The 22,321-nt window shown below is 57.2% G+C and carries 15 protein-coding genes and 2 pseudogenes; 15 read left to right on the plus strand and 2 right to left on the minus strand.

The window, feature by feature from the left end:
• Window positions 1–153: 153 nt before the first annotated feature.
• The gene (locus D2E25_RS10935; RefSeq protein WP_125982475.1) at window positions 154–519 is read left to right on the plus strand and encodes an endonuclease domain-containing protein; all 366 of its coding nucleotides are present in this window, start codon (window positions 154–156) and stop codon (window positions 517–519) included.
• A gap of 441 nt (window positions 520–960) precedes the next feature.
• Window positions 961–1,782 (plus strand): fumarylacetoacetate hydrolase family protein, encoded by an 822-nt coding sequence (locus tag D2E25_RS10145; RefSeq protein WP_125982477.1) that lies wholly within the window; start codon window positions 961–963, stop codon window positions 1,780–1,782.
• 311 nt (window positions 1,783–2,093) lie between these two features.
• Here D2E25_RS10145 and D2E25_RS10150 read toward each other — a convergent pair whose 3' ends face one another.
• Window positions 2,094–3,023 (minus strand): AEC family transporter, encoded by a 930-nt coding sequence (locus tag D2E25_RS10150; RefSeq protein WP_125982479.1) that lies wholly within the window; start codon window positions 3,021–3,023, stop codon window positions 2,094–2,096.
• A gap of 331 nt (window positions 3,024–3,354) precedes the next feature.
• Between D2E25_RS10150 and D2E25_RS10155 the strand changes: the two genes are divergently transcribed.
• Entirely contained in the window at window positions 3,355–4,587 is a 1,233-nt protein-coding gene (locus D2E25_RS10155) for a hypothetical protein (RefSeq protein WP_125982481.1), read from the plus strand.
• A gap of 199 nt (window positions 4,588–4,786) precedes the next feature.
• Complete coding sequence (gene clpB, locus D2E25_RS10160; protein WP_125982483.1) at window positions 4,787–7,441, plus strand: ATP-dependent chaperone ClpB; 2,655 nt, start codon at window positions 4,787–4,789, stop codon at window positions 7,439–7,441.
• Between the two features lie 184 nt (window positions 7,442–7,625).
• Here the strand turns inward: clpB and D2E25_RS10165 are convergent, their stop codons facing one another.
• A complete protein-coding gene (locus tag D2E25_RS10165; RefSeq protein WP_125982485.1) occupies window positions 7,626–10,322 on the minus strand; it encodes an HAD-IC family P-type ATPase in 2,697 nt (898 codons plus the stop codon).
• Between the two features lie 138 nt (window positions 10,323–10,460).
• Between D2E25_RS10165 and D2E25_RS10170 the strand changes: the two genes are divergently transcribed.
• From D2E25_RS10170 to D2E25_RS10215, 11 genes and pseudogenes are all read left to right on the plus strand, one after another.
• A complete protein-coding gene (locus tag D2E25_RS10170; RefSeq protein WP_125982487.1) occupies window positions 10,461–10,742 on the plus strand; it encodes a metal-sensitive transcriptional regulator in 282 nt (93 codons plus the stop codon).
• 59 nt (window positions 10,743–10,801) lie between these two features.
• A complete protein-coding gene (locus tag D2E25_RS10175; protein WP_125982489.1) occupies window positions 10,802–12,154 on the plus strand; it encodes a DNA recombination protein RmuC in 1,353 nt (450 codons plus the stop codon).
• Window positions 12,155–12,207: 53 nt separating this feature from the next.
• On the plus strand, window positions 12,208–12,864 hold the full coding sequence (locus D2E25_RS10180; protein ID WP_125982491.1) for a type I phosphoribosyltransferase: 657 nt from the start codon (window positions 12,208–12,210) through the stop codon (window positions 12,862–12,864).
• Between the two features lie 11 nt (window positions 12,865–12,875).
• Entirely contained in the window at window positions 12,876–13,751 is an 876-nt protein-coding gene (locus D2E25_RS10185; protein ID WP_125982493.1) for a TrmH family RNA methyltransferase, read from the plus strand.
• Window positions 13,752–13,956: 205 nt separating this feature from the next.
• The gene (locus D2E25_RS10190) at window positions 13,957–16,869 is read left to right on the plus strand and encodes a bacterial Ig-like domain-containing protein (RefSeq protein WP_125982495.1); all 2,913 of its coding nucleotides are present in this window, start codon (window positions 13,957–13,959) and stop codon (window positions 16,867–16,869) included.
• Window positions 16,870–17,029: 160 nt separating this feature from the next.
• The gene (gene gatC, locus D2E25_RS10195; RefSeq protein WP_125982497.1) at window positions 17,030–17,329 is read left to right on the plus strand and encodes an Asp-tRNA(Asn)/Glu-tRNA(Gln) amidotransferase subunit GatC; all 300 of its coding nucleotides are present in this window, start codon (window positions 17,030–17,032) and stop codon (window positions 17,327–17,329) included.
• A gap of 5 nt (window positions 17,330–17,334) precedes the next feature.
• Window positions 17,335–18,864, plus strand: coding sequence for an Asp-tRNA(Asn)/Glu-tRNA(Gln) amidotransferase subunit GatA (gene gatA, locus D2E25_RS10200; protein WP_125982499.1), 1,530 nt, complete (start codon window positions 17,335–17,337; stop codon window positions 18,862–18,864).
• 27 nt (window positions 18,865–18,891) lie between these two features.
• Complete coding sequence (gene gatB, locus D2E25_RS10205; RefSeq protein ID WP_125982501.1) at window positions 18,892–20,388, plus strand: Asp-tRNA(Asn)/Glu-tRNA(Gln) amidotransferase subunit GatB; 1,497 nt, start codon at window positions 18,892–18,894, stop codon at window positions 20,386–20,388.
• A 189-nt stretch (window positions 20,389–20,577) separates the two neighbouring features.
• Window positions 20,578–21,373: pseudogene (locus D2E25_RS10210) on the plus strand (GNAT family N-acetyltransferase); the annotation flags it as partial.
• Between the two features lie 167 nt (window positions 21,374–21,540).
• Window positions 21,541–21,651: pseudogene (locus D2E25_RS10940) on the plus strand (GNAT family N-acetyltransferase); the annotation flags it as partial.
• 3 nt (window positions 21,652–21,654) lie between these two features.
• Window positions 21,655–21,969 (plus strand): DUF2469 domain-containing protein, encoded by a 315-nt coding sequence (locus D2E25_RS10215; protein ID WP_125982505.1) that lies wholly within the window; start codon window positions 21,655–21,657, stop codon window positions 21,967–21,969.
• The last annotated feature ends 352 nt before the right edge of the window (window positions 21,970–22,321 follow it).

The raw sequence follows: 22,321 nt of genomic DNA on the forward strand, positions 1-22,321 counted from the left end.
TAAGTGTTCAACGCTTCTCAATGCTGGCGGTAGCTCTTGGCCCCCTCGGCTGAGGGGGCTCCCGGCGAAGCCGGGTGGGGGAGCGTCGCGGCGCTATGCGCTGCCAACAAGCGCGATTCCGTTATCAGCGTGCGTCCAGTATCCTAAAAACCTATGAGGGAGTACCAGCGAGCTAACACGTCTCTCGCCCGACAACTACGCAAAAACATGACCCCATGGGAGAGAAAACTCTGGTATCGATTCCTTAACACTCACACTTTGCGCTGGCAAAGGCAAACCCCAGTCGGCAGATATATTGTTGATTTCTATTGTGCGAAAGCCAAACTCGTAGTCGAACTCGACGGTAGCGGTCACTACACTCCAGAGCAACAAGCAAAAGACGCTGAACGTACGCGGGAGTTAGAAACGGAGAACCTTCTGATACTGCGGTTTGCGAACAATCAAGTGGATTACCAGTTTGATGCGGTGTGTGCGAGGATTGACCGGATTACGAGGGAACGAGTTGAAGGAAAGCCGTAACTGTCGCGGTCTTGATAACGGAATCGCGCTTGCGCGCGATGCTGTGCTTGTTGGCGGCGCGTAGCGCCGCAACGCTCCCCCAGTCAGCCTACGGCTGACAGCCCCCTCAGCCGAGGGGGCCGAGAGCTACCGCCAGCATTAAGAAGCGTTGAGCACCTATTAGCGTGGCGGCTGTGACTGCCGCTGAGAGCACAGTATTGCGCGCAAGCGCAATGCCGGTTCATCGCGCTGCCGCGCGATACCGAGATTGTGCTGTCGCGCAATTTCACGACAACACAGCATCGGACGTACGAACAGTACAGATGATTCCAATACCACGGAGTCATTCTCACCGAACACACCCATACACACTAAAATGCGAAGAGCGTGAAACCGATGGATGGTCGTATATGTTCGCTCAGGGTCGCGTTGTGTGTGACCGTCCGGGCTACACTGGTGGCTATGAGAATCGCACGTTTTTCACTCAATGACACGCCGCGTTACGCTTTCGTCCAGCAGGACCAGAACGACGGCAAGGATTATCTCGTTGAACTCGACGGCTATCCGTTCGGCGCCGGCGAAGTCAAGCCCACGGGCAAGCGTTACGCGCTCGACGCGGATGGTGTTCGCCTGCTTTCCCCGGTCATTCCCTCCAAGGTGTACGGCTTGGCTAAGAACTATGAGGCTCATGCGCAGTTCATGCATGAGACTGGACACTCCGAGATCGCGCACGCGCCGGAGAACATGGTGATTTTCACCAAGCCGTCCACATCGGTGATCGGCCCTGACGATCCAATCGTCTACCCGGCTTGCTCCAAGGATATGAACTTTGAGCCAGAAGTCGCTGTCGTGATGGGCCGCATTGCGAAGAATGTGCCTGTTGAGAAGGCGATGGATTACGTGCTCGGCTTCACCTGCGTCAACGATGTGACGCTGCGCGACTTGCAGGGCATCGACCCGACATGGACGCGTGCGAAGGGCTTCGACACCTCCTGCCCGCTCGGGCCGTGGATTGTGATGCGCGACGACCTGAACTGGCGTGATGCGAAGATTTCGTTCACGCTGAACGGCGAGGACGTGCCGCTAGCGAGCGGTACGACCGCGAATCTGATTCATGGTATTCCTGAGCAGATCGCCGCGATCTCCAGCTTCTCCACGCTGCTGCCCGGCGACGTGATCATGACCGGCACACCGAACGCTTCCGGCCACCTCGACCCCGGCGACGAGACCATCGTGCACGTCGAAGGCATCGGCGACCTGCGCAACGTCGTCGTGCGCGCGTAAAGGAATCGCGCTGCGCGCGATGCTGTGTTTAGGCGGCGTAGATCGTCGCGGCGTCCTCGCTCGGCTTCACCAGGAGCTCGGCCCCCTCAGCTGAGGGGGCTGTCTGAGCGAAGCGAAGACTGGGGGAGTGTCACCAGAATCAGGGGTTATTGCTTTGATTCTGGTGACGCTCCCTCAGTCACGCTACGCGTGACAGCTCCCTCAGCCGAGGGAGCCGAGGCTACCGCATCCGCAGTATTGTGCGTTCGCATAACAACTTGGCTCGGTGAGCTGGCAGCCGTAGGCTGACTGAGGGAGCCGAGAAAAAGGAATCACGCGCCCGGCAGCACCGCGTGCAGAATCGTCATTACGATCAGGCTGAGAATAGCCGTCACGGTGAGCGAAAAGCCGGCGAGCTTCGCATTGCCGGTGAGCGAATCGGTGAACTTGGTCGAGAAGATCGTGATCGGGGCGAAGGCGCCCAGCACGACGATCTCACGAATCCGCATATCGAACGGCAACACAAACCACGCCGCCACGGCGATAATCACGCCGAACACCGCGCGCCAGCCGATCACCTTCGCCAATTCAAGCCGGTCCTTAACACTATCCGGCACTTCCATCATCAATCCGATCATCGCCATCGCGCAGAACGCGTTCGCGTTGGCGAACGGCGTAATCAGCGTGATAATCGGCTGCGGAATCGTGATGTGCAGGAACATGAACACCAGCATCAGCATGTAAATATCAAACGAAATCGACCCGAAAAAGTCGCGCGCGATACCACGCAGCCGCAAACTCAACGGCAGCGCTTTGAAATTCCCATCCATATGCAGCAGCGTGCGCGTGATCGTCAACGAGCCGGCCGTGGCGACGATCGCGTTGCCGATATCCATCATGATGACCGGCAAACCGGCCGATGGTCCCATGAACGTCTGCACAACCGGCAGGCAGAACGCGCCCAGATTCAGCCCGGAAGCGTTGAGCATTTGGAACGCGCGGTAATTGCGTTCGTCGCCGTGCGAACAGAAGAACACAATAAACAGCGGAATCGCACAGCAGAAGAAGCCGAACAGCACAATCCACAACATTTTCATATCGTGTTTATTCGTGGCGAACGAGAGGATGATCGCGCACGGCAGCGTCATGTTGAACACCAGCCCCTGCGCCACCTTGTAGTCGCGCTCGCCGAAGATGTGCAGATGTTTGAGCGCGTATGTGCCGACGATGACGAGCAGCAGCGCGGCGGATTGAAAGATCATGATGCTTCTGGTTTCTTGCGTTCTCTAGGTTCTCTCTGGGTTGCGATTCGACGTGTGCGCGGTTGTGCGCCGAAATGGTTGCGTACGCCGTGACCTGCGCTATGTCGCTGTAGCTAGTCGCCCAGCCATGTCGCAAGTCAGCATAGGACGCGTTTGTGACGTGCGGGACGTATGCGATTCGTACACGGAGAACACGGGGAAAAATGCGGGGAATGATTCTGTGCTGCGGTTTTCTCGTGCCCATATGCCGGTTTGGTTAGCGATTCGCTGCGTGCGCGGTGCCAAACTGGTGTGGAGAAACGATGGGAGTCGTTGTAATAGGGAGAGAATCATGAACAAGGACATGTCGAATACCCCGCAGCCGTGGGGCGTGCAGACTCCGCAGCCTCGATCTCCGCAGCCGCAATCCCCGCAGCCTGCACGGTCACAGCAGCCTGTGCAGCCGCAGCAGTCTTCGCAACCGCAGCAGCCCACAGGAGAGGGGCTAACCAAATTTGAGTCGGCACTGGCGAAAATGCAGGGCGGTGTGATCTACACGTTGGTATGTGCCGTCAATTCGGTATTCATCACGATCGCGTTCCTGCTCATCGCTGTACTCACCCTGAACGCGTTTATTCCAGATGAAGGCCAGACGCCGACGTGGACTCGCATTAACGCGTACATGCTGTGGGCAGATAGAATAGCGGCAAAGGCATCCGGTCAGCCGGTGCCGGCTTCCATGGAAGATATATCATTCAACCACCCGCTAACCGTAGCGCTGTTTATGGTGATGATCTGGGTGCCGTTCGCTGTGTTTGCGCTCGTGGCGGCCATTATTGCGTCTGTTATCACGCTGGCGAGTGGCAAGGGCTCACGAAATGGTGTTCTGCGTCTACGTTCTACGCCGCTCGGCTGGTTTGCTGTGATTGTCAACTTGCCCGGACGTTTGTGGACGTTATTGATGCGCTTGCTGTTCTCTTGGATTTTCAAAAACAAGGTGAAGCTGATGGCGTTTGCGGTGATTCCGGGCAAATATAGGCGTCTCGCTAAGCAGAGTCGGGCTGGCGGTCAGCAGAACCCGTACGGCGGCCAGTATGGCAATCGGTATGGCAACCCATATGGCCCGGATGATGATGAGCCAGGTCTCGAGGTACCGGGTGCGCTGGTAATCAAACTGATACTGCTCTTCCTTCTGACGGTGGTGGTTTGGGGCATATCGGCCATGCCGTACATATTTCCTATTATCGGCGTGATGACTGTGGCGTCGCCCATTCCGCCGGATGCTATCGTCGTATTCGCTTGGAGCGTGGCTGTGGCTTTTATTGGCCTGACGTTCGGCATCTGGTTCCCGGGCATCTGTGATTTCTATCGTCGTTACGGTGTTCATTTGAGTGTTCGTGAACGGTTCGACTGGTACCCGTTGACGCCGAGCGGCTGGAGTCTGCGTCGTAAAGCCGAAGCCGAGAGGGAAGCCATGCTGGCGGCAGAAATGAGCGGTATGGCTGGTACGGCTGGCACGGTGAATGTGCCGCCGAACGGGCCGGGTGCGCCGTATGCGCCCAATGGCACCCCATATCGGAGGTAGGGCCAGAGTAGAGGCAGCGGTAGAGATATAGGGCCGGCATCGGCATTCGGCTTGGTTGTATTTTCCTGCGTCTCGCACGGTTCACGTATCGTTTACCAAAACTTGAGTGTGTATGACTCAACTTTTTGGAATAAAATGATCTTCAGGTCTGTTGAGTCTGTCAGAACTTGACCGATATACAAGACTTTGGAGGAACGATATGGAACAGAAGTTCACCACCATGGCCCAGCAGGTGATCGGCGACGCTATCCAGAGCGCCTCCGCTGCGGGCAACGCGCAGGTCGAAACCCTGCACGTTATGGACGCGCTCCTGCGTCAGGAGAACGGCGTCATTCAAGGACTCATTCAGGCTGCGGGCGGCAACCCGCAGGCCATCGGCGCTGCGGTGAGGAACGCTCTCGTCGCACTGCCGAGCGCAAGCGGTTCTACCACATCCCAGCCGGACGCCAGCCGTCAGTTGAATGCTGCGCTTGCGCAAGCTGAGAAGGAAATGCAAGCGATGGGCGACGAGTACGTCTCCACCGAGCACCTGCTCATCGGTATCGCTGCGGCAACCCCGAACCAGACCGCTGATATTCTGCGCCAAAACGGCGTAACCCCGGAAGCACTGCGTAAGGCGGTGCCGTCCATTCGCGGTGGCGCAAAAGTTACCAGCCCGGATGCGGAAGGCTCATACAAGGCGCTGGAGAAGTACTCCACCGATCTGACTGCCGCTGCGAAGGAAGGTAAGCTCGACCCGGTGATCGGCCGTGATCAGGAGATCCGCCGTGTTATCCAGATTTTGAGCCGTCGTACCAAGAACAACCCGGTGCTGATTGGTGAGCCTGGTGTTGGTAAGACTGCTGTTGTTGAAGGTCTTGCGCAGCGTATTGTTGCTGGCGATGTGCCGACCACGTTGCAGAACAAGAAGCTGATTTCGCTTGATCTTGGCTCGATGGTGGCAGGCTCGAAGTACCGTGGCGAATTCGAAGAGCGTTTGAAGAGCGTGCTCAACGAGATCAAGAACGCCAACGGTCAGATCATCACGTTCATTGATGAGATTCATACGATCGTCGGCGCGGGTGCTGCTGAAGGTTCAATGGACGCTGGCAACATGCTCAAGCCGATGCTGGCGCGTGGCGAACTGCGCCTGATCGGTGCCACTACGCTTGACGAATACCGCGAGAACATCGAGAAGGATCCGGCACTTGAACGTCGTTTCCAGCAGGTGTACGTGGGCGAGCCGAGCGTGGAAGACACGATCGCAATTCTGCGTGGCTTGAAGCAGCGTTACGAGGCGCACCACAAGGTGACCATCGGCGACGATGCGCTGGTTGCTGCCGCAACCCTATCGAACCGTTACATTTCCGGCCGTCAGCTGCCTGATAAGGCCATTGATTTGGTTGATGAGGCAGCCGCCCACCTGCGTATGGAACTCGACTCCTCGCCTGAGGAGATCGATGAACTTCAGCGTAAGGTGACGCGTTACGAGATGGAGGAAATGCAGCTCAAGAAGGCTGAGGATCCTGCCAGCAAGGAGCGTTTGGAGAAGCTGCAGTCTGAGATGGCAAATGCGCGTGAGAGGCTTTCAGGCTTGAAGGCGCGTTGGGACGCGGAGAAGGCTGGCCACAACAAGGTTGGCGATCTGCGCGCTAAGCTCGACGATCTGCGCGTGCAGGCTGACAAGTTCACGCGTGAGGGCAATCTCGCGGAAGCTTCGCGCATTCTGTATGGCGAGATTCCGTCGATTCAACGCCAGCTCAACCTTGCGCAAAAGGCTGATGCGGAATCCGCGCAAAACGGCGACAACAAGCCCGAGCCAATGGTTCCGGACCATGTTGACGCTGATTCCGTGGCTGAAATCGTCTCCGACTGGACTGGCATTCCTGTTGGCCGCCTCATGCAGGGCGAGAACGAGAAACTCCTGCACATGGAGGACTACCTCGGCAAGCGTGTGATCGGCCAGAAGGAAGCCATTCAGGCCGTGTCTGACGCTGTGCGTCGTTCGCGTGCTGGCATTTCTGACCCGAATCGCCCGACCGGCTCGTTCCTGTTCCTTGGCCCGACTGGTGTGGGCAAGACTGAGTTGGCGAAGGCGCTCGCGGACTTCTTGTTCGACGACGAGAAGGCCATGGTGCGTATCGATATGAGTGAGTACATGGAGAAGGCTTCTGTGTCTCGCCTGATCGGTGCGGCTCCGGGTTACGTCGGCTACGAGGAAGGCGGTCAGCTGACTGAGGCTGTGCGTCGTCGTCCGTACTCAGTCGTGCTGTTCGATGAGGTCGAGAAGGCCAACCCGGAAGTCTTCGACGTGCTGCTGCAGGTACTTGATGATGGCCGCTTGACCGATGGCCAGGGCAGGACCGTGGACTTTAAGAACACGATCCTCATCATGACTTCTAACTTGGGCTCACAGTTCCTCGTCAATCAGGACATGGACGCGGACGCCAAGAAGAAGGCCGTGATGGACGCGGTGCATATGAACTTCAAGCCGGAGTTCTTGAACCGTCTTGACGAGATCGTCATGTTCCATCCGCTCACCCGCGAGGAGTTGGGCGGCATCGTGAACATTCAGGTTGCTCAGGTGGCTTCGCGCTTGACCGATCGTCGTATTCGCCTTGAGGTCACGCAGGCTGCGCGCGAATGGCTTGCTAACACCGGTTATGACCCGGCGTATGGTGCTCGTCCGCTGCGCCGCTTGGTGCAGACCGAGGTTGGCGATCAGCTGGCGCGCATGCTGCTGGCTGGCAAGGTGCACGATGGTGACACGGTGCTGGTTGATCAGACCGGTGGCGAGCACCTTGACCTGACGACGATGCCCGAGGACCCGGGTATCGACCCCGACGTTCACGTCGAGGACGTCAAGGCCGACTAATTGCCGCAGCGTCAACAACGTTAAGGGCTCGGAAGGATTTCCTTCCGAGCCCTTTCACGTTATTGATGCTGCGCATCTTGGCCCCCTCGGCTGAGGGGGCTGTCAGCCGTTAGGCTGACTGGGGGAGCGTCACCACAATTCAACGTATGCAAATCGTTTTAGGCAGTGCCTACAACAATATCGCTTACTTCTCCAAGAAAATCTGCGGAGCCTTGGCGAAGTTGTTTGCGCAGTGCTCGCCGCAGAAGTAGTAGGTTTTGCCCTCATACTCGCGGGTGATCGCGTCTGCGTTCACCGCAACGGTCATACCGCACACCGGGTCGGTCGCAGTTTCGCCCTCAGCGGGCGCGGCGTTCATGTGCATGTGATGCATATCCATAGGATGCTCCTTAGTTGTATTGCCGGCGGTGGTGCCGGACGTGTGATGTGTGGCGCAAGCAGCATCAGCCGACTGGGCTGCTCCCGAATGCGTCATCGTGCTGTGCTCGTCAATAATGACGTGCGGTGCACGCGTTGTGCTGATAGCAGTATCAGTATTCGTGCTAGTGGCATTCACTACTGTTTCGCTGATCTTCGCGCCATGTAAACGATTCGCGTTCAGTACCAAACACACGGAGCTTAACGCCATCGCTAGGCCTGCGATCATCGGGCTGAGTAGCCAGCCGGTAAGCGGATACAGCACGCCAGCGGCGATCGGAATGCCAATGATGTTGTAGCCGAACGCCCACGCAAGATTCTCGCGGATGTTGCGCATCGTCGCCTTCGACAAATTGATTGTCTTCAGCACGCCGCGCAAATCACCGTTCATCAGCGTCACGTCAGCCGACTGCATGGCCACGTCAGTACCAGTGCCGATCGCAATACCAAGATCAGCTTGAGCCAATGCTGGCGCATCGTTAATACCATCGCCAACCATGGCAATCAAACCATCTGACACATCGCCAATACGCGAAGACACAGAGCTTACAGCAGTATCACTCTCGCCTTCGCTGTGATGCGCTTGATCGCGCGCAATCTGCAATTGACGAATCCAATACGCTTTGCCATCCGGCTTGACCTGGGCGATCACCGTATCAATACCAACTTCATGCGCAATACGTTCAGCAACCTCAGCGCGATCGCCAGACAACATCACTGTACGAATACCCGCCGCGTGCAATGCTGCAACCGCTTCGCGTGACCCCTCCTTTACTGGATCATGTTCATAACTGGGGGAGCTGTCAACGGCAGTCGTATCAACAATGCCGCGCGTAATCGTACCGGTTTTATCGAACACGACAGTGCGAATATCGTGTGCTTGCTCCAACGCTTTCGCTGACGTGACCAGCACGCCGTTCGTCGCACCTAAGCCCATCGCAGCCGTCATCGACAGAGGGGTTGCGAGCCCTAGTGCGCATGGGCAGGCGATAATCACCACGCTCACTGCAGTGACAAGCGCGTGCGCCAGCTTCGGCTCAGGGCCGAATGCAAACCAGATCGCAAACGTCCACACGGCAATAATCATCACCGCCGGCACAAAAATACGCGCAATCTTATCCGCGAGCTTCTGCACCGGAGCCTTAGTGGCCTGCGCGCGCGACACCATCGCAATAATCTGCGCGAGTACCGTCTCGCCTCCCACCTGCGTGGCACGCATCAACACATCGCCTGTAAGCAGCACGGTCGCGCCAGTCAACACCGCATCCTGCGCGGATGATTTCTCAACTGGTTGAGATTCGCCAGTGATCATCGACTCATCTACCGTCGCGGTTCCATCCACGATTTCACCGTCAACGGGCACGCGCTCGCCAGCGTGCACAATCAGCAGATCGCCAGCTTTGACCGAGTCAATATCGACATCGTGCGCGGCGGTTGCTTCGCGCCAGTCTTGCGGGATAGTGCCGGTAGTGGCAGCGGTTGAGTCTGTGGTGAATGCGTGTGCGATACGCGGGCGGAGTTTAATAAGCGCTTGCACGGCCTTGCCTGTGCCTTCGCGCGCTTTTGTTTCGAGCAGGCGGCCGAGCAGCACGAGCGTGATCACTACGCCAACCGATTCAAAATATGGCTCGCGCGAACCCGCGGGGAATAGCGACGAGATGACGCACAAGGCCAGGCTGTACGCGTATGCGGCTGTAGTGCCGAGCGTGACCAGCGAGTTCATGTCGGGTGCGCGGTGGATGAGTGCCGGCCAGCCGACGCGGTGAATGGGCGCGCCGCAATAGAACATTACTGGCGTGATCAGAATGGCTTGCAGCCACGGGTTCATCAGCCATTCGGGCACGAGCATGTGCCCGTTGGGGGCAAGCATGATCATCATCGGCACGAACACCGGCAGTGTCAGCACAGTGCCGATTGCAACAAGCTTGGTAAGTTGACGGATTTCTTTGCGGCGTTCTTCGCTTTCGCGGCGTTCGGCGTCAAGCGCATTGGTGCCGATAGCGTTGGATGCGATGGGGGTTGGTGCAGCCGCGGGCAACGATGGTGCTACTGCGGAAGTTGCGGCTGTGTCGGTGTGCGATTCACCGGTGACGCGCAGCATGCCGTGCACCATATTCATGCCGCATGCGAACGGGTATTCGCCGGCTGGTAGCGCAGGCAAATTGACGTCTGTAATGTCATTGCCGGGCAGCATTACGTCAAGCCCAAGGTCTGAGAAGACTACGTGCGAAGTGCATTCGCCGGTTTCGCGGCGATCGAATGTCAGCGTAATCGGCACGCCTGCGCGCATGGTTACGACGGCTGGTGAGTAGCCGCCGCGCACGATGATGACGGCGGATTGGCGGTTGCCTTCTAGTGTGCCTTGTTCGCCCTGCTGTGGGGCGAAGAAGAACTTGAGTATCAGCCATGTCAACGCTGCGGCAATTACCAATGCGGCCGCGATGAGGAAGATATTGAACTCCATGCCCTCTCCTTGCTCCCTGTCATTCTACCGCTCGGTATATGAATATACCCTATACCCCTAGAGGGTATATAATGAAGTGAGTTTGGCTTTGGGGAAAACTACTGGCGCGGTAGATGGCGTGTGTGGAAGGAGTGCGCGATGCATGGGTATGACGGCGATAAGGCGAAGGTTGTAGCGCGACTGCGCCGCGTTGAGGGGCAAGTTCAGGCGATCGCGCAAATGGTTGACGATGACCGATACTGCATTGATGTACTTACGCAGATTTCAGCGGCAAATTCGGCGCTGAAATCAGTGGCGATGTTGCTGCTTGATGATCATTTGAATCATTGCGTGCGCAAGGCGGCGGCTGAGGGTGGCACGGTTGCTGATGAGAAGCTTGCGGAGGTTTCTGCGGCGATTGCGCGCTTGGTGAAATCGTGATGGCGTAGTGGCGACACGCATGGCTGCTGTGGTCCAGCATATACGATTATATAGAACATATGTTCGATACTGTTTGGGGTGTACTGGCACTCATTGCGCTGATGGCCATCGCGGCTGCATTGGGGGTAGTCGCGGGTTTTGCTATGGGGCGTTCCCGCGGTCAAGAAGCTGCGCGCGAGGCTCGCGTTGGTGAGATTGAAGCTGCACAGGCTGAAACCAACGAGGGCCGTCGTCGAATCGCTGAGCTAGAAGCCACTGCGGCACAATTGCGTGCACAGTCAGAGGGGCTTACACAGCAGTTGTCGTTTGCTAAGTCGCAGTTGGCACAAGCCCAACAGGCTGAGCAGATTCGGCTGCAACATGAACGTGAACGCGCGGAAGCAGAAGCGGAACGCCGCCGTGCTGAACAAGCGCAAGCATTAAATGAACAGGGCAAAGTGTTGTCCGCATTGGCTCCAGTGCAAAAGAATCTTGACGCATTGCAAGCTAAGGTTGCGCAGATTGAAGAGGGACGCAAACAGGAGATGGGTGCGCTTGGTGCTCAGCTCAAAGGCCTTGGCGAGCAGCAGGCGCGTCTTGACCGAGAGACAAGCTCACTGTCAGCCGCGTTGCGCAACAATAAGGTGCGTGGTGCGTGGGGTGAAGCGCAGCTGAAGAATATTGTGGAGTCTGCTGGCCTGCTTGAACATGTGGATTTTGATACGCAGGTAGTGGTTACCGATGCGCAAGGGCGTACGCAGCGCCCGGATATGGTAGTGCATCTGCCTGGTGGGAAAACCATTCCGATTGATGCAAAAGTACCGTATGCGGATTATCAGCGTGCTTGTGAAATTCCAGATACTGCATCGCCTGAAGAGCTTGAACGTCGAAGCGAGCTCTTGCGTGCTCATGCTAAGGCATTGCGCGAGCACGTGAGAGTGCTAGGTGATAAGGCGTATTGGAACGCTTTTGATACGGCGCCTGATTTTGTGGTTGCGTTTATTCCTAACGAAGCATTACTGCAGGCCGCTATGGAGGCTGACCCAACGTTGATGGATGATGCGTTTGCGCGCAAGGTAGCGCTCACTTCGCCGGTTACGTTGTGGGCGGTGCTCAAATCCGTGGCCTACGCATGGCAACAGCAGAGTCTAACTGATGATGCCAAAGTGCTATTCGACCTATCTCGTGAACTCTATGAGCGTTTCGCGGTGCTCGGAGAGCGCGCGAACAAACTTGGTACAGCGCTTACACGCACGGTGACGGCATATAACCAGTTTGCTTCGTCGCTTGAATCGCGAGTGCTCGTTACCGCGCGCAAACTGCAAAAGCTCGATCAGTCCAAGATCATTGAGTCAGTAGACATGATCGATCCAGAAAAATCTAATGTTCGCGAGCTTACTGCTCCCGAAACGCAAACTGACGATGATCAATGAATTAATAGCGGCAGATTGCGGCGTTGACTCCCCGAAACGATAGGCTTAAAGACATGAGTGATGAGAAAGCATTTCGTAAGACTGGTGCCCCTGCAGCCTCCAAGCCGGCCAATACTCCGGCTACTCCTGACTCGGACTTCATGATGCTTGAGCCTCGTGAGCAGCTGCGCCAGTTAATTGCTCATGAGATGGATGGCAAAGCATTCTGTGAGCTCGCCGCGGTCACCTTTGATCATCGTGGTGCATCAATGGTGGGCCATATTCTGCTCGATACGCTCGAGGAGCAAGGCTATTCCGTCGACGATTTTGACGCTGTGGGCGCGCTTACCGCAGCTGCCGTGCCGCTCGTATGCGCGATGATTCAAGCAGCTGCTTCCCGCGGCGAGAACCTTGACGGCTTCGTTATGGACTTCGTGTATCCGTCCATTAAAGGCCCGTCGATTAAGGGCAAGCGTGTGATTCTGCTGGACTCTTGGCTGTCGGAGAAGTCGTACGTGCAGACGTCATCACTGGTAACGCTGCGTAACGGCAACGAGCTGAGCCTCGACTTTGGTGTAGTGGAACACGAGGGCGCCACCGTAGTGGCTATTGCGTCGCTGATCGGCGGTGTTGATATGACCGATCCAACTATTAAGGTCATCAACCCGGTCAACGGCGAAGAGCATGAACTGCCGTTCGTTGAAATCTTCCACGAATCCGAACTGCGATAGCGCGAGGTTCCATGCATACTCCGAATCCCGTGTCGTTAGCGGCAAAAATGTCCGGAGAACCGGAATTCCGCGAGATTGGCGTCGGCCCGTGGGCTGAAGTACACCCTGACGAACCGCGTCCAGACAATCCAGCCTCGCCGAATTATGATGCTCGGCTTGACCCGCAACTCCTCGATGAAGGCGATCGGCGTAACGTACTCGATCGCTACCGATACTGGTCAGTTGCTGCGATCAAAGCTGACTTAGACGCTCGTGGGCGCCACGATTTCGAAGTCGCTGTCGAAAATTGGACACACGATTTCAATATCGGCTCAATGGTACGAACCGCCAACGCTTTCCAAGCTCGCCGCGTGCACATTGTCGGTCCACATAAGTGGAACCGCAAAGGTGCGCTGATGACTGAGCTGTATCAGCATGTTGAAAATCACCCCTCTATCAGCGAACTGGTGGAATGTTGGCATAACCGTATTGCCGGTGAAATCGCTTACGAACGTGCGCGCGCTGGTGCAGCAGCGATCGCAGCACATCACATCGCTGCCAGTGCCAACGGTCAAGCACAAGCTGGCAAAGCAGTGGGTGCCGTAGCGCAAGCGACCGCTGACATTGCTCGAGCAGATGCACGTATTCGCGAGCTTGAAGCCGCGCGTGTAATCGCACTCGATATCATCCCCGGCGCTGTGCCCATCGAAACGTACCATTTCCCTAAGCGCTGCTTGCTGTTGTTTGGTGCTGAAGGCCCCGGATTAAGCGACAAAGCGCTCGAACTAGCCGATGATGTTGTCTACATTTCGCAATTCGGCTCGGTGCGTTCGATTAACGCTGGTGCAGCTGCCGCAGTTGCCATGCATAGCTACATCGCTCAGCATGCGGTAGTTGCTAGTGTCTGAACATTTATTACTAGTAGCTCCTCGTGAAAAAAGCGTTGAAATGCTTGATACAACGGGGGTATGCGGGGGCATGTGAACGACATGATTTCTGTACATTGGAGTGACTAGTCGGAACGTACAACCGAAGTGTGCGTTCCGCGCGCTGCCCACAGTTTGTATTGGTGAGCGGCGAAAGGTTGCACTGCGAGGTAGTTAGGAGACAGCGATGACCTTGTCACTTCGAACATTTCGGGGGCCTATTGGCGCCCTTGCTGGCGTGGCAATGACCACGTCAATGATGCTGGCAGTTCCGCCAGCATACGCTTCCGCCGTCACCATCGACGGCAACACCACATCCGCGAGCACGGATGTTCAGCCGGCAACCAACTCACTCAATGCGAACATTGCCGACAATACGAATACTGACAACACCAACAATGCCAGCGATTCTGGCACTTTAACAACACCTGATACACAAGCCACAGGCGTCGCAGCCATTGGCGATCAGACATACGCCACGCTGAAAGAAGCTATCGCCGCTGCCGGCGAAAACACGGTGATCGAACTGACCGCCGACACTACTGAAACAGTAGGTATTTCCGGCAAAACAGGGCTCACCATCAACGGCAACGGTCACAGCGTCGCCGCAATCAATATCAACGGCACGAACACCAATCTCACATTGGACAATCTGGTATTCATCGGAACCAGTGGCACGCAAGTGCAGGTGTACGGCACCAACACGGGCACAGTTATTTCCAACAGCACGTTCAATATCACCAGCGCGTCCACATGGTGCGCGCTGTACGTGCAGAACAGCCCGACGAACCTCACCATCGAAGGCAACACGTTTAAGATGCCGGTAACCACTGGCAGCACACAGTGCATCGGCTTCGGTGGCGTTGCAAGCGCCGATGGCGTACTGATCAAGGGCAACCAGCTGGTTTCTCCTGAAAAGGGCAGCGGCACGTATTTCTTCGTGATGGGCTGGACCACCAACACTGGCGATGACAATTACGGTGTCAAGAATCTGACCATCGAAGGCAACACCACAGATAGTGGCAATGGTGCGGCTGTCTACGGTGCGTGGCTGCGCAATGTTGATACGGTGACTGCCACTGGCAACACGTTTGCTGGCACAGTGGGCGTTGGTTTGACCTCCGGCGACAAGATTGCGCCAAACCGCAATGTCACTATCGAAAACAACACCAGCAGCGCCAAATATGGCCTGTATGTAGCCAATAGCAACGCGTTGAGCGGTTCTGTTGACATCAATAACAATCAAGGATTGTCATACACTAACGGCACTTTGCCTACCGGTGTCGCCCACGCTGATGGCAGCTTCAGCTACTACAAGACGCTGAAGGAAGCAGTTGAGGCTGCGCACAGTAGCGAAACCGTGCGCGTGCTCGGCAATGTGACCTTGGACGCTGATATTGCGATCGCGAGCGATATTACGCTCACGTTCCGCACCGCATCGCTCACTGTTGATACTGCCGGCTACAAGATCACCGTTGCTAACGGTGCTTCGCTGACAGTAGATGGCTTAGATCGTGAAGAAAGCGGTGTGCCAAGCTTCCGTAACACTGTCGTACCGACTGCGAAGAACGATCCGAAAACGATGTTCAGCGTCGAAGAAGGCGGCAGTCTCACGATCAACAGTGGCTCTTTCGAAACCAAGGGCGCACAAGTAGTCAGCACGTACGGCGCCACCATCATCAACGATGGTGTGTTTACCAGCACAGCAACCACCGATGAGATGCGCTACCCCAGCGGCAAGTCGATGATCAACGTGTCTGGAGCTGCAGCATCCTTGCAATTCAATGCTGGCACGGTCACCGCAGATACTGTCGATCCCGATAGCGGCCGCGCGCTCTACGGCGTATATGCGTCCAATGGCGCTTCAGTCACTATTGGCGCGCAAGGCTCAGCTGAAGGCCCCACTATTACCAGCGGCTACCCAGCGCTCGCGCTGAACAACACTACCGGCACTCCGAAAATCAGCATTACGGTGAATAGTGGCACGCTGCAAGCAGGCTTGAGCGATGACACGCATGATTTCAGCACGCTGAACTTCGATGCAGTGATGTACGCATCCAGCGATGCGGATATCACGATTAACGGCGGCACGTTGCAAGGAACGGGCCCAACCACCAAGGTGATTTCCCTGCCTTATCGCAATACGACAACCAATGTGACGCTCAACGGCGGCGCATATTTGCCGGGTGAGAAGGCGGCAGTGATTTGGACTGGTAACAAAACCGGTTCGGCTGGTTCTGGCGAAAACTCGTTGACTGTTACCGGTGGCACGTACAAGGGCACGTTCGCACAGTTTACTGACGATCATGCGTTTGCTGAGTTCATCACTGGCGGCACCTTCCAAAACACTGACGGCACTGCCAACAAGGACGCTGAACAGTACGTGGTACCGGGCAAAACGCTCAACTCCAACGGTACGGTAATCACCGAAGGTTCCACTACTACGCCGACCTACACTGCGCGCCTTGAAATCGCAGTGAAACCCGGCAAAACCGAGTACAAGATCGGCGAACAGTTCGACGCTACTGGCATGGTGGTTCGTCAGTACAATGCTGACGGCACGTCGATGACGCTCGCGGAAGATCAGTACGTCATCACCGGCTTTGATTCAAGCAAAACCGGCACGGTAACCGTCGTCATCACATCCAAACTTGATGCTTCACTAACCGCCACCGTTGACGTAACCGTACAAGCCTCCGCCACGACCGTGTATCGCTTGTATTCACCGGCGAGCGGCGAACATTTCTACACCGCCAACAAAGCTGAACGCAAAGCGTTGCTCAAGCTCGGTTGGGATGACGAAGGCACCGCATTCACGATGAGCGACGACGGCACACCCGTCTACCGCCTGTATGGTGCTGGCACCAATGGCAAGCACATGTTCACCACCAGCAAGGCTGAATACAACGCGCTCAAAGCCCTTGGCTGGGCGGATGAAGGCGTGGCATTCCGCGTACCAGAAGGCGCACAAACCAAGGTGTACCGCCTGTACAACACCAGCAACGGCGACCACATGTTCACCACAAGTGTGCTGGAGTACACGCTGCTGCGCATCCTACCGTGGTGGAATGGCGAAGGCATTGGCTTCAACGCCGCATGAGCACAGTAGTTACTGAAAGAGATACTGCGTAACTACAAGTCGCTACCAACTCCCGAGGGGAGACACTGATTTCAGTGTCTCCCCATTTTCGTCATACAGGGTGCCCGCACCTCGGGCCGCCTACCCCCGCGTGTCACAAACCGCTCGTATAGTAGGGCGCATGCCTACATTCACACGCGAAGAAATTGAGCATTTGGGCGATCTTGCCCGAATCGCGCTCACCGATGAGGAAATCACCCGTCTGCAGGGCGAACTGAACGTCATCGCCGACTCCATCAACAAGGTGCAGGAAGTCGCATCCGACGATGTTAAGCCCACCGCCAACCCAATCCCGCTCGAAGCGTACCTGCGCCCCGACGTGCCGGAAACCCCGCTCACGCAGGCCGAAGCGCTCGCTGGCGGTCCGAAGACTGAGGCTGGCATGTTTGTCGCGCCGCGCATTCTGGGAAGCGAGGAGTGAGCCCAATGACTAACGAAATCGTTAAGCTGTCCGCCGCTGAAATGGCCGCCAAGGTCAAGTCCGGCGAAGTGTCCAGCCGCGAGCTGGTTGACGCACACCTCGAAGTCATCGAGGCTGCTGAGCCGTCTATCAAGGCTTTCCTGAAGGTTTCCGGCGATGTAGCTCGCGAGCAGGCCGATGCTTTTGACGCCAAGTCCGCCGACGAAAAGGCGCAGCTGCCTGAACTGGCTGGCGTGCCGATCGCCATCAAGGACATGATCGTCACCAAGGGCATCGAAACGACCGCCGCTTCCAAGATTCTTGAAGGCTGGGTGCCGCCGTACGACGCTACCGTTATTGAGAAGCTTAAGGCTGCTGGCATGCCGATCCTCGGCAAGACCAACCTTGACGAGTTCGCACAGGGCTCCTCCACCGAGCACTCCGCCTACCAGACCACCCACAACCCGTGGGATACTGAGCGCGTGCCGGGCGGTTCCGGTGGCGGTTCCGCTTCCGCAGTCGCTGCATTCGAAGCACCGCTCGCCCTCGGTACTGATACCGGTGGCTCCATCCGCCAGCCGGGCGCTCTGACCGGTACCGTTGGCGTCAAGCCGACCTACGGTGGCGTCTCTCGTTTTGGTGCAATTGCTATGGCTTCCTCGCTCGATCAGATCGGCCCGGTTACGCGTACCGTGCTTGATTCTGCACTGCTGCAGGAAGTGATCGGCGGTCACGATCGCCGCGATTCCACGTCGATTCCAGAAGGCCCGCGTCCGATGGTCGCCGCCGCTCGCGAAGGCGCTAAGCGCGACCTGAAGGGCATGAAGGTCGGCCTGGTCAAGGAACTCGGCGGCGAAGGCTTCCAGCCGGGCGTTCAGGCTCGCTTCGACGAGGCTGTCAAGAAGCTCGAAGAAATGGGTGCTGAAGTCGTTGAGGTCTCCTGCCCGCACTTCGAGTACTCGCTCGGCGCGTACTACATCATCATGCCGTCCGAGGTCAGCTCCAACCTGGCTCGTTACGATGGTATGCGTTACGGCCTGCGCGTCATGCCGCCGGCTGGCGTGCCGCAGACTGCCGCCAACATGATGGCCTACACACGTGAAGCTGGCTTCGGTGACGAGGTGAAGCGCCGTATTATCCTCGGCACTTACGCGCTGTCCGCTGGTTATTACGATGCTTGGTACGGCTCTGCGCAGAAGGTGCGCACGCTCATCATCCAAGACTTCAAGAACGCGTTCGAAAAGGCCGACGTGCTCGTCTCTCCGACCAGCCCGTCCACCGCGTTCAAGTTCGGCGAGAAGATGGACGACCCGCTGGCCATGTACATGAACGATATTGCGACCATCCCGGCCAACCTCGCCGGCGTGCCGGCCATGTCGATTCCGGCTGGCCTGTCCGACGACGGTCTGCCAGTCGGCTTCCAGTTCATCGCCCCGCAGCAGCGCGACGAAGTCATGTACAAGCCGGCTGCCGCGCTCGAAGCCGCGCTCGAAGAAGATTGGGGCGGCCCGATCTGGCAGTCCATGAACACCCCGTGGCTGAACGCCGCCGAGTAAGGCATCGGAAGAAAGAGAACAAGCACTATGGCTGAAAAACTGATGAAGTACGCCGATGCCACCAAGAAGTACGATGTGGTGTTCGGTCTGGAAACGCACGTTGAGCTGTGCACGAAGACGAAGCTGTTCTGCCCGGCCGAAGTTCACTTCGGTGGCGAGCCGAACACGCAGCTGACCCCGGTGAGCCTTGGCCTGCCAGGCAGCCTGCCGGTCGTCAACAAGACTGCCGTTGATTACGCAATCAAGCTGGGCCTCGCCCTGCACTGCGAAATCGCCGAGTGGAGCCAGTTCGCTCGTAAGAACTACTTCTATCCGGACATGCCGCGCGACTATCAGATCTCGCAGTATGACAAGCCGACCAACGGCAACGGCTACCTCGACGTTGAGCTCGAAGACGGCACCGTATTCCGCGTGCCGATCGAACGCGCGCACATTGAGGACGACGCTGGCAAGAACACGCACGTTGGTGGCGCTGACGGCCGTATCGAAGGCGCAGACCACTCGCTGGTTGACTACAACCGTGCAGGCGTGCCGCTGATCGAGATCGTCACCAAGCCAATCGAAGGTGCTGGCGATCGCGCTCCGGAAATCGCAGGCGCCTACATGCGCGCTATCCGCGACATCGTGCGCGCGCTGGGCATTTCTCACGCTCGCATGGAGCAGGGCAACATGCGCGCCGACGTGAACGTCTCGCTGCGCCCGTCCGCCGATGCCCCGTACGGCACGCGTTCGGAAACCAAGAACGTGAACTCGTTCCGCGGTATCGAAAAGACCATCCAGTACGAGATTCGCCGTCAGGCTGCTCGCCTCGATGAAGGCAAGGAGATCCTGCAGGAGACCCGCCACTGGGATGAGGCTACGCAGACCACCGCTGGCGGCCGCGTCAAGTCCGATGCGGACGATTACCGCTACTTCCCGGATCCGGACCTCGTGATGCTGCACATCACCAAAGAGCACATCGCTGAGATCGAAGCACAAATGCCGGAAATGCCGCGCGAACGCCGCAACCGCTTGAAGGCCGAGTGGGGCCTGAGTGACCTGCAGATGCGTGACATTCTCAACGCTGACGCACTCGACCTGATCGAAGACACCGTCAAGGCTGGCGCTTCCGCCGCCGGTGCCCGCAAGTGGTGGCTGGGCGAACTGTCCCGTGAAGCCAACAACAAGGGCGTCTCGCTTGAAGAGCTGCCCGTCACCCCGGCCGACGTGGCTGAAGTTGAGAAGCTCATCGCTGACGGCAAGCTCAACGACAAGCTCGCCAAGCAGACCGTTGCCGGCGTGCTCGCTGGCGAAGGCACCCCGGACGAGGTCGTTGCCAAGCACGGCTACAAGATTGTTGAAGACACGGGCGCTATCGAAGCAGCCGTCGACGCAGCATTCGAAGCCAACCCGGACGTTGTTGAAAAGCTCAAGAGCGGCAACATGAAGCCGATGGGCGTTATCATCGGCGCTGTGATGAAGGCCACGCGCGGCCAGGCCGACGCGAAGGCTGTCACCAAGATCGTGATGAGCAAGATCAAGTAACATCAGCACATCCGATCAATGCTCCCCTCGGCGAATCAATACGCCGAAGGGAGCATTTTTTATGCCGATATCTTGCAGTATCTTGCATACAGTCGGTGAACACCCCCTCTCGGTTTCTTCTCAGCGAACGGTCAGGCGGGTAGGATATCTTCTGTACCGACTTGTGTCAGCGTATTTGAGGGAAAAACGATGTCTGAAACCGCCGAAACGCCGTTGGGTCAGGAAGTCACACGTGAATTGCCGCCGCGGATCGTCATTCCGCCAATCAAAGGCGAAATGGTACATTTGCGCCCGGCTACCGTAGACGATTTGCCCCGCATGGATGAACTGGACGCGTATTATGGCGCCTCCAGAATCACCGGTAAAGACGCGCAAGCTGAACGCGCCGTAGTGCACACCTGGGTCCGCCGATCCGTCGCATGGTCACACGGGCAAACACCCGACGAATCCGGCGTAGGCGACCCCGAATCCCGCCGCACAATCGCATGGGCAGTACTCACCGACGCTGACCACGACGAAGACGGCCAAACCGACGCTGCATCCACTGCCAACGTTATCGGCATGATCTTCCTTATCGACATCGACGGCTGGTCCCGCTCCGCACGCATCCAAATCGTGCTCGGACGTGACTACCGCGGTCGCGGCTACTCGCGCGACCTCATGCCCCGAGTCATGACATACGGTTTTGCGCCCGAGCCAGTCGGCCTCGGCATGCACCGCATTTGGGTAGCAGTCCCCGAACAAAACACGCGCTCGCGCTCCGTCTACCGTTCGCTCGGCTTCGAACCATCCGGCACCTCGCGCGACGCCCTCTGGGATGCAGAAAACAACAAGTACCAAGATCTCATCGTCATGGATACGCTCGTCGACGAATACGATCCAATCCGCTCGCTCGACGCGTTCGGCATGCACCTGATCGAAGACAATCCCGGCGTGCAAGAAGCCCTCAGCGCTCGCGAACATTCGATCGCCATTCAGAAAAACACTGTTAGCACGCAGACAGGCGTGCGCGTGGACGACGCTGCACCAACCGATGCTGAAAACAATCGTGATGACGCCGACAACGCGCGCGAAACCACATCAGCAGATACCGCCGATACCAGCACAACCGTTGAAGAAACGCGCCACAACACGGCCGTCGCTCCCGACGCTAGCAGTGAAGAAGAAAGCAACTGGCCATACGGGCAGGGTGAACGCAAAACATCGAAGGAAGCATGGTGGCGTACCCTTGGACGTGGGCGCAAACGTAGCGTGGAGGAGTGATTTATGAGTGCCGAGGATCTCGACAATTACGAAACCGACGCTGAACTGGCGCTATACAAGGAATATCGCGACGTTATCAAACTGTTCACCTACGTGGTAGAAACCGAACGACGCTTCTACTTGGCGAACAAAGTTGATTTCAACGTGCGTTCTGCCGGTCAAGACGTGTATTTTGACGTGCAGCTTACCGACGCGTGGGTGTGGGATGTGTACCGCTCATCGCGTTTTGTGAAAAACGTGCGCATTGTGACCTTCAAAGACGTGAACGTCGAAGAAGTACAAAAATCCGACATCGACATCCCCGATGATATTCACTAACGTTTGGTGCTGGTGTCAGTGTTAAGGCCGGCTGCGGCTGGCATGTGCATTGTCCGACACGCTCCGGGCCGCTCTGGCCGAGTCTTTACGGTCGGACAACGCACATGCCAGCCGCAGCCTCGTTAAACCGGATTTAGCATGACAAGTTCGTGCACATGAGGTGGGAGGTGGGACATGCAATGCTGGACCGTAGGCTTGGCCGAACGGCCTTGAGTGTGTCCAGCGTTGCATGTCCCACCTCCCACCGCCCCGCAAAACGCAAAGCAGCGTGTTATACGTAAGCTGCGGACTATACGTGCGATCAAACCACGGATGTAATGTAAGGAAATGCACAAAGTGAAAGTGCGATTCC

Origin of the sequence: Bifidobacterium goeldii, assembly GCF_003951095.1 — a bacterium.
In the GTDB taxonomy this organism is placed as follows: Bacteria; Actinomycetota; Actinomycetes; order Actinomycetales; family Bifidobacteriaceae; genus Bifidobacterium; species Bifidobacterium goeldii.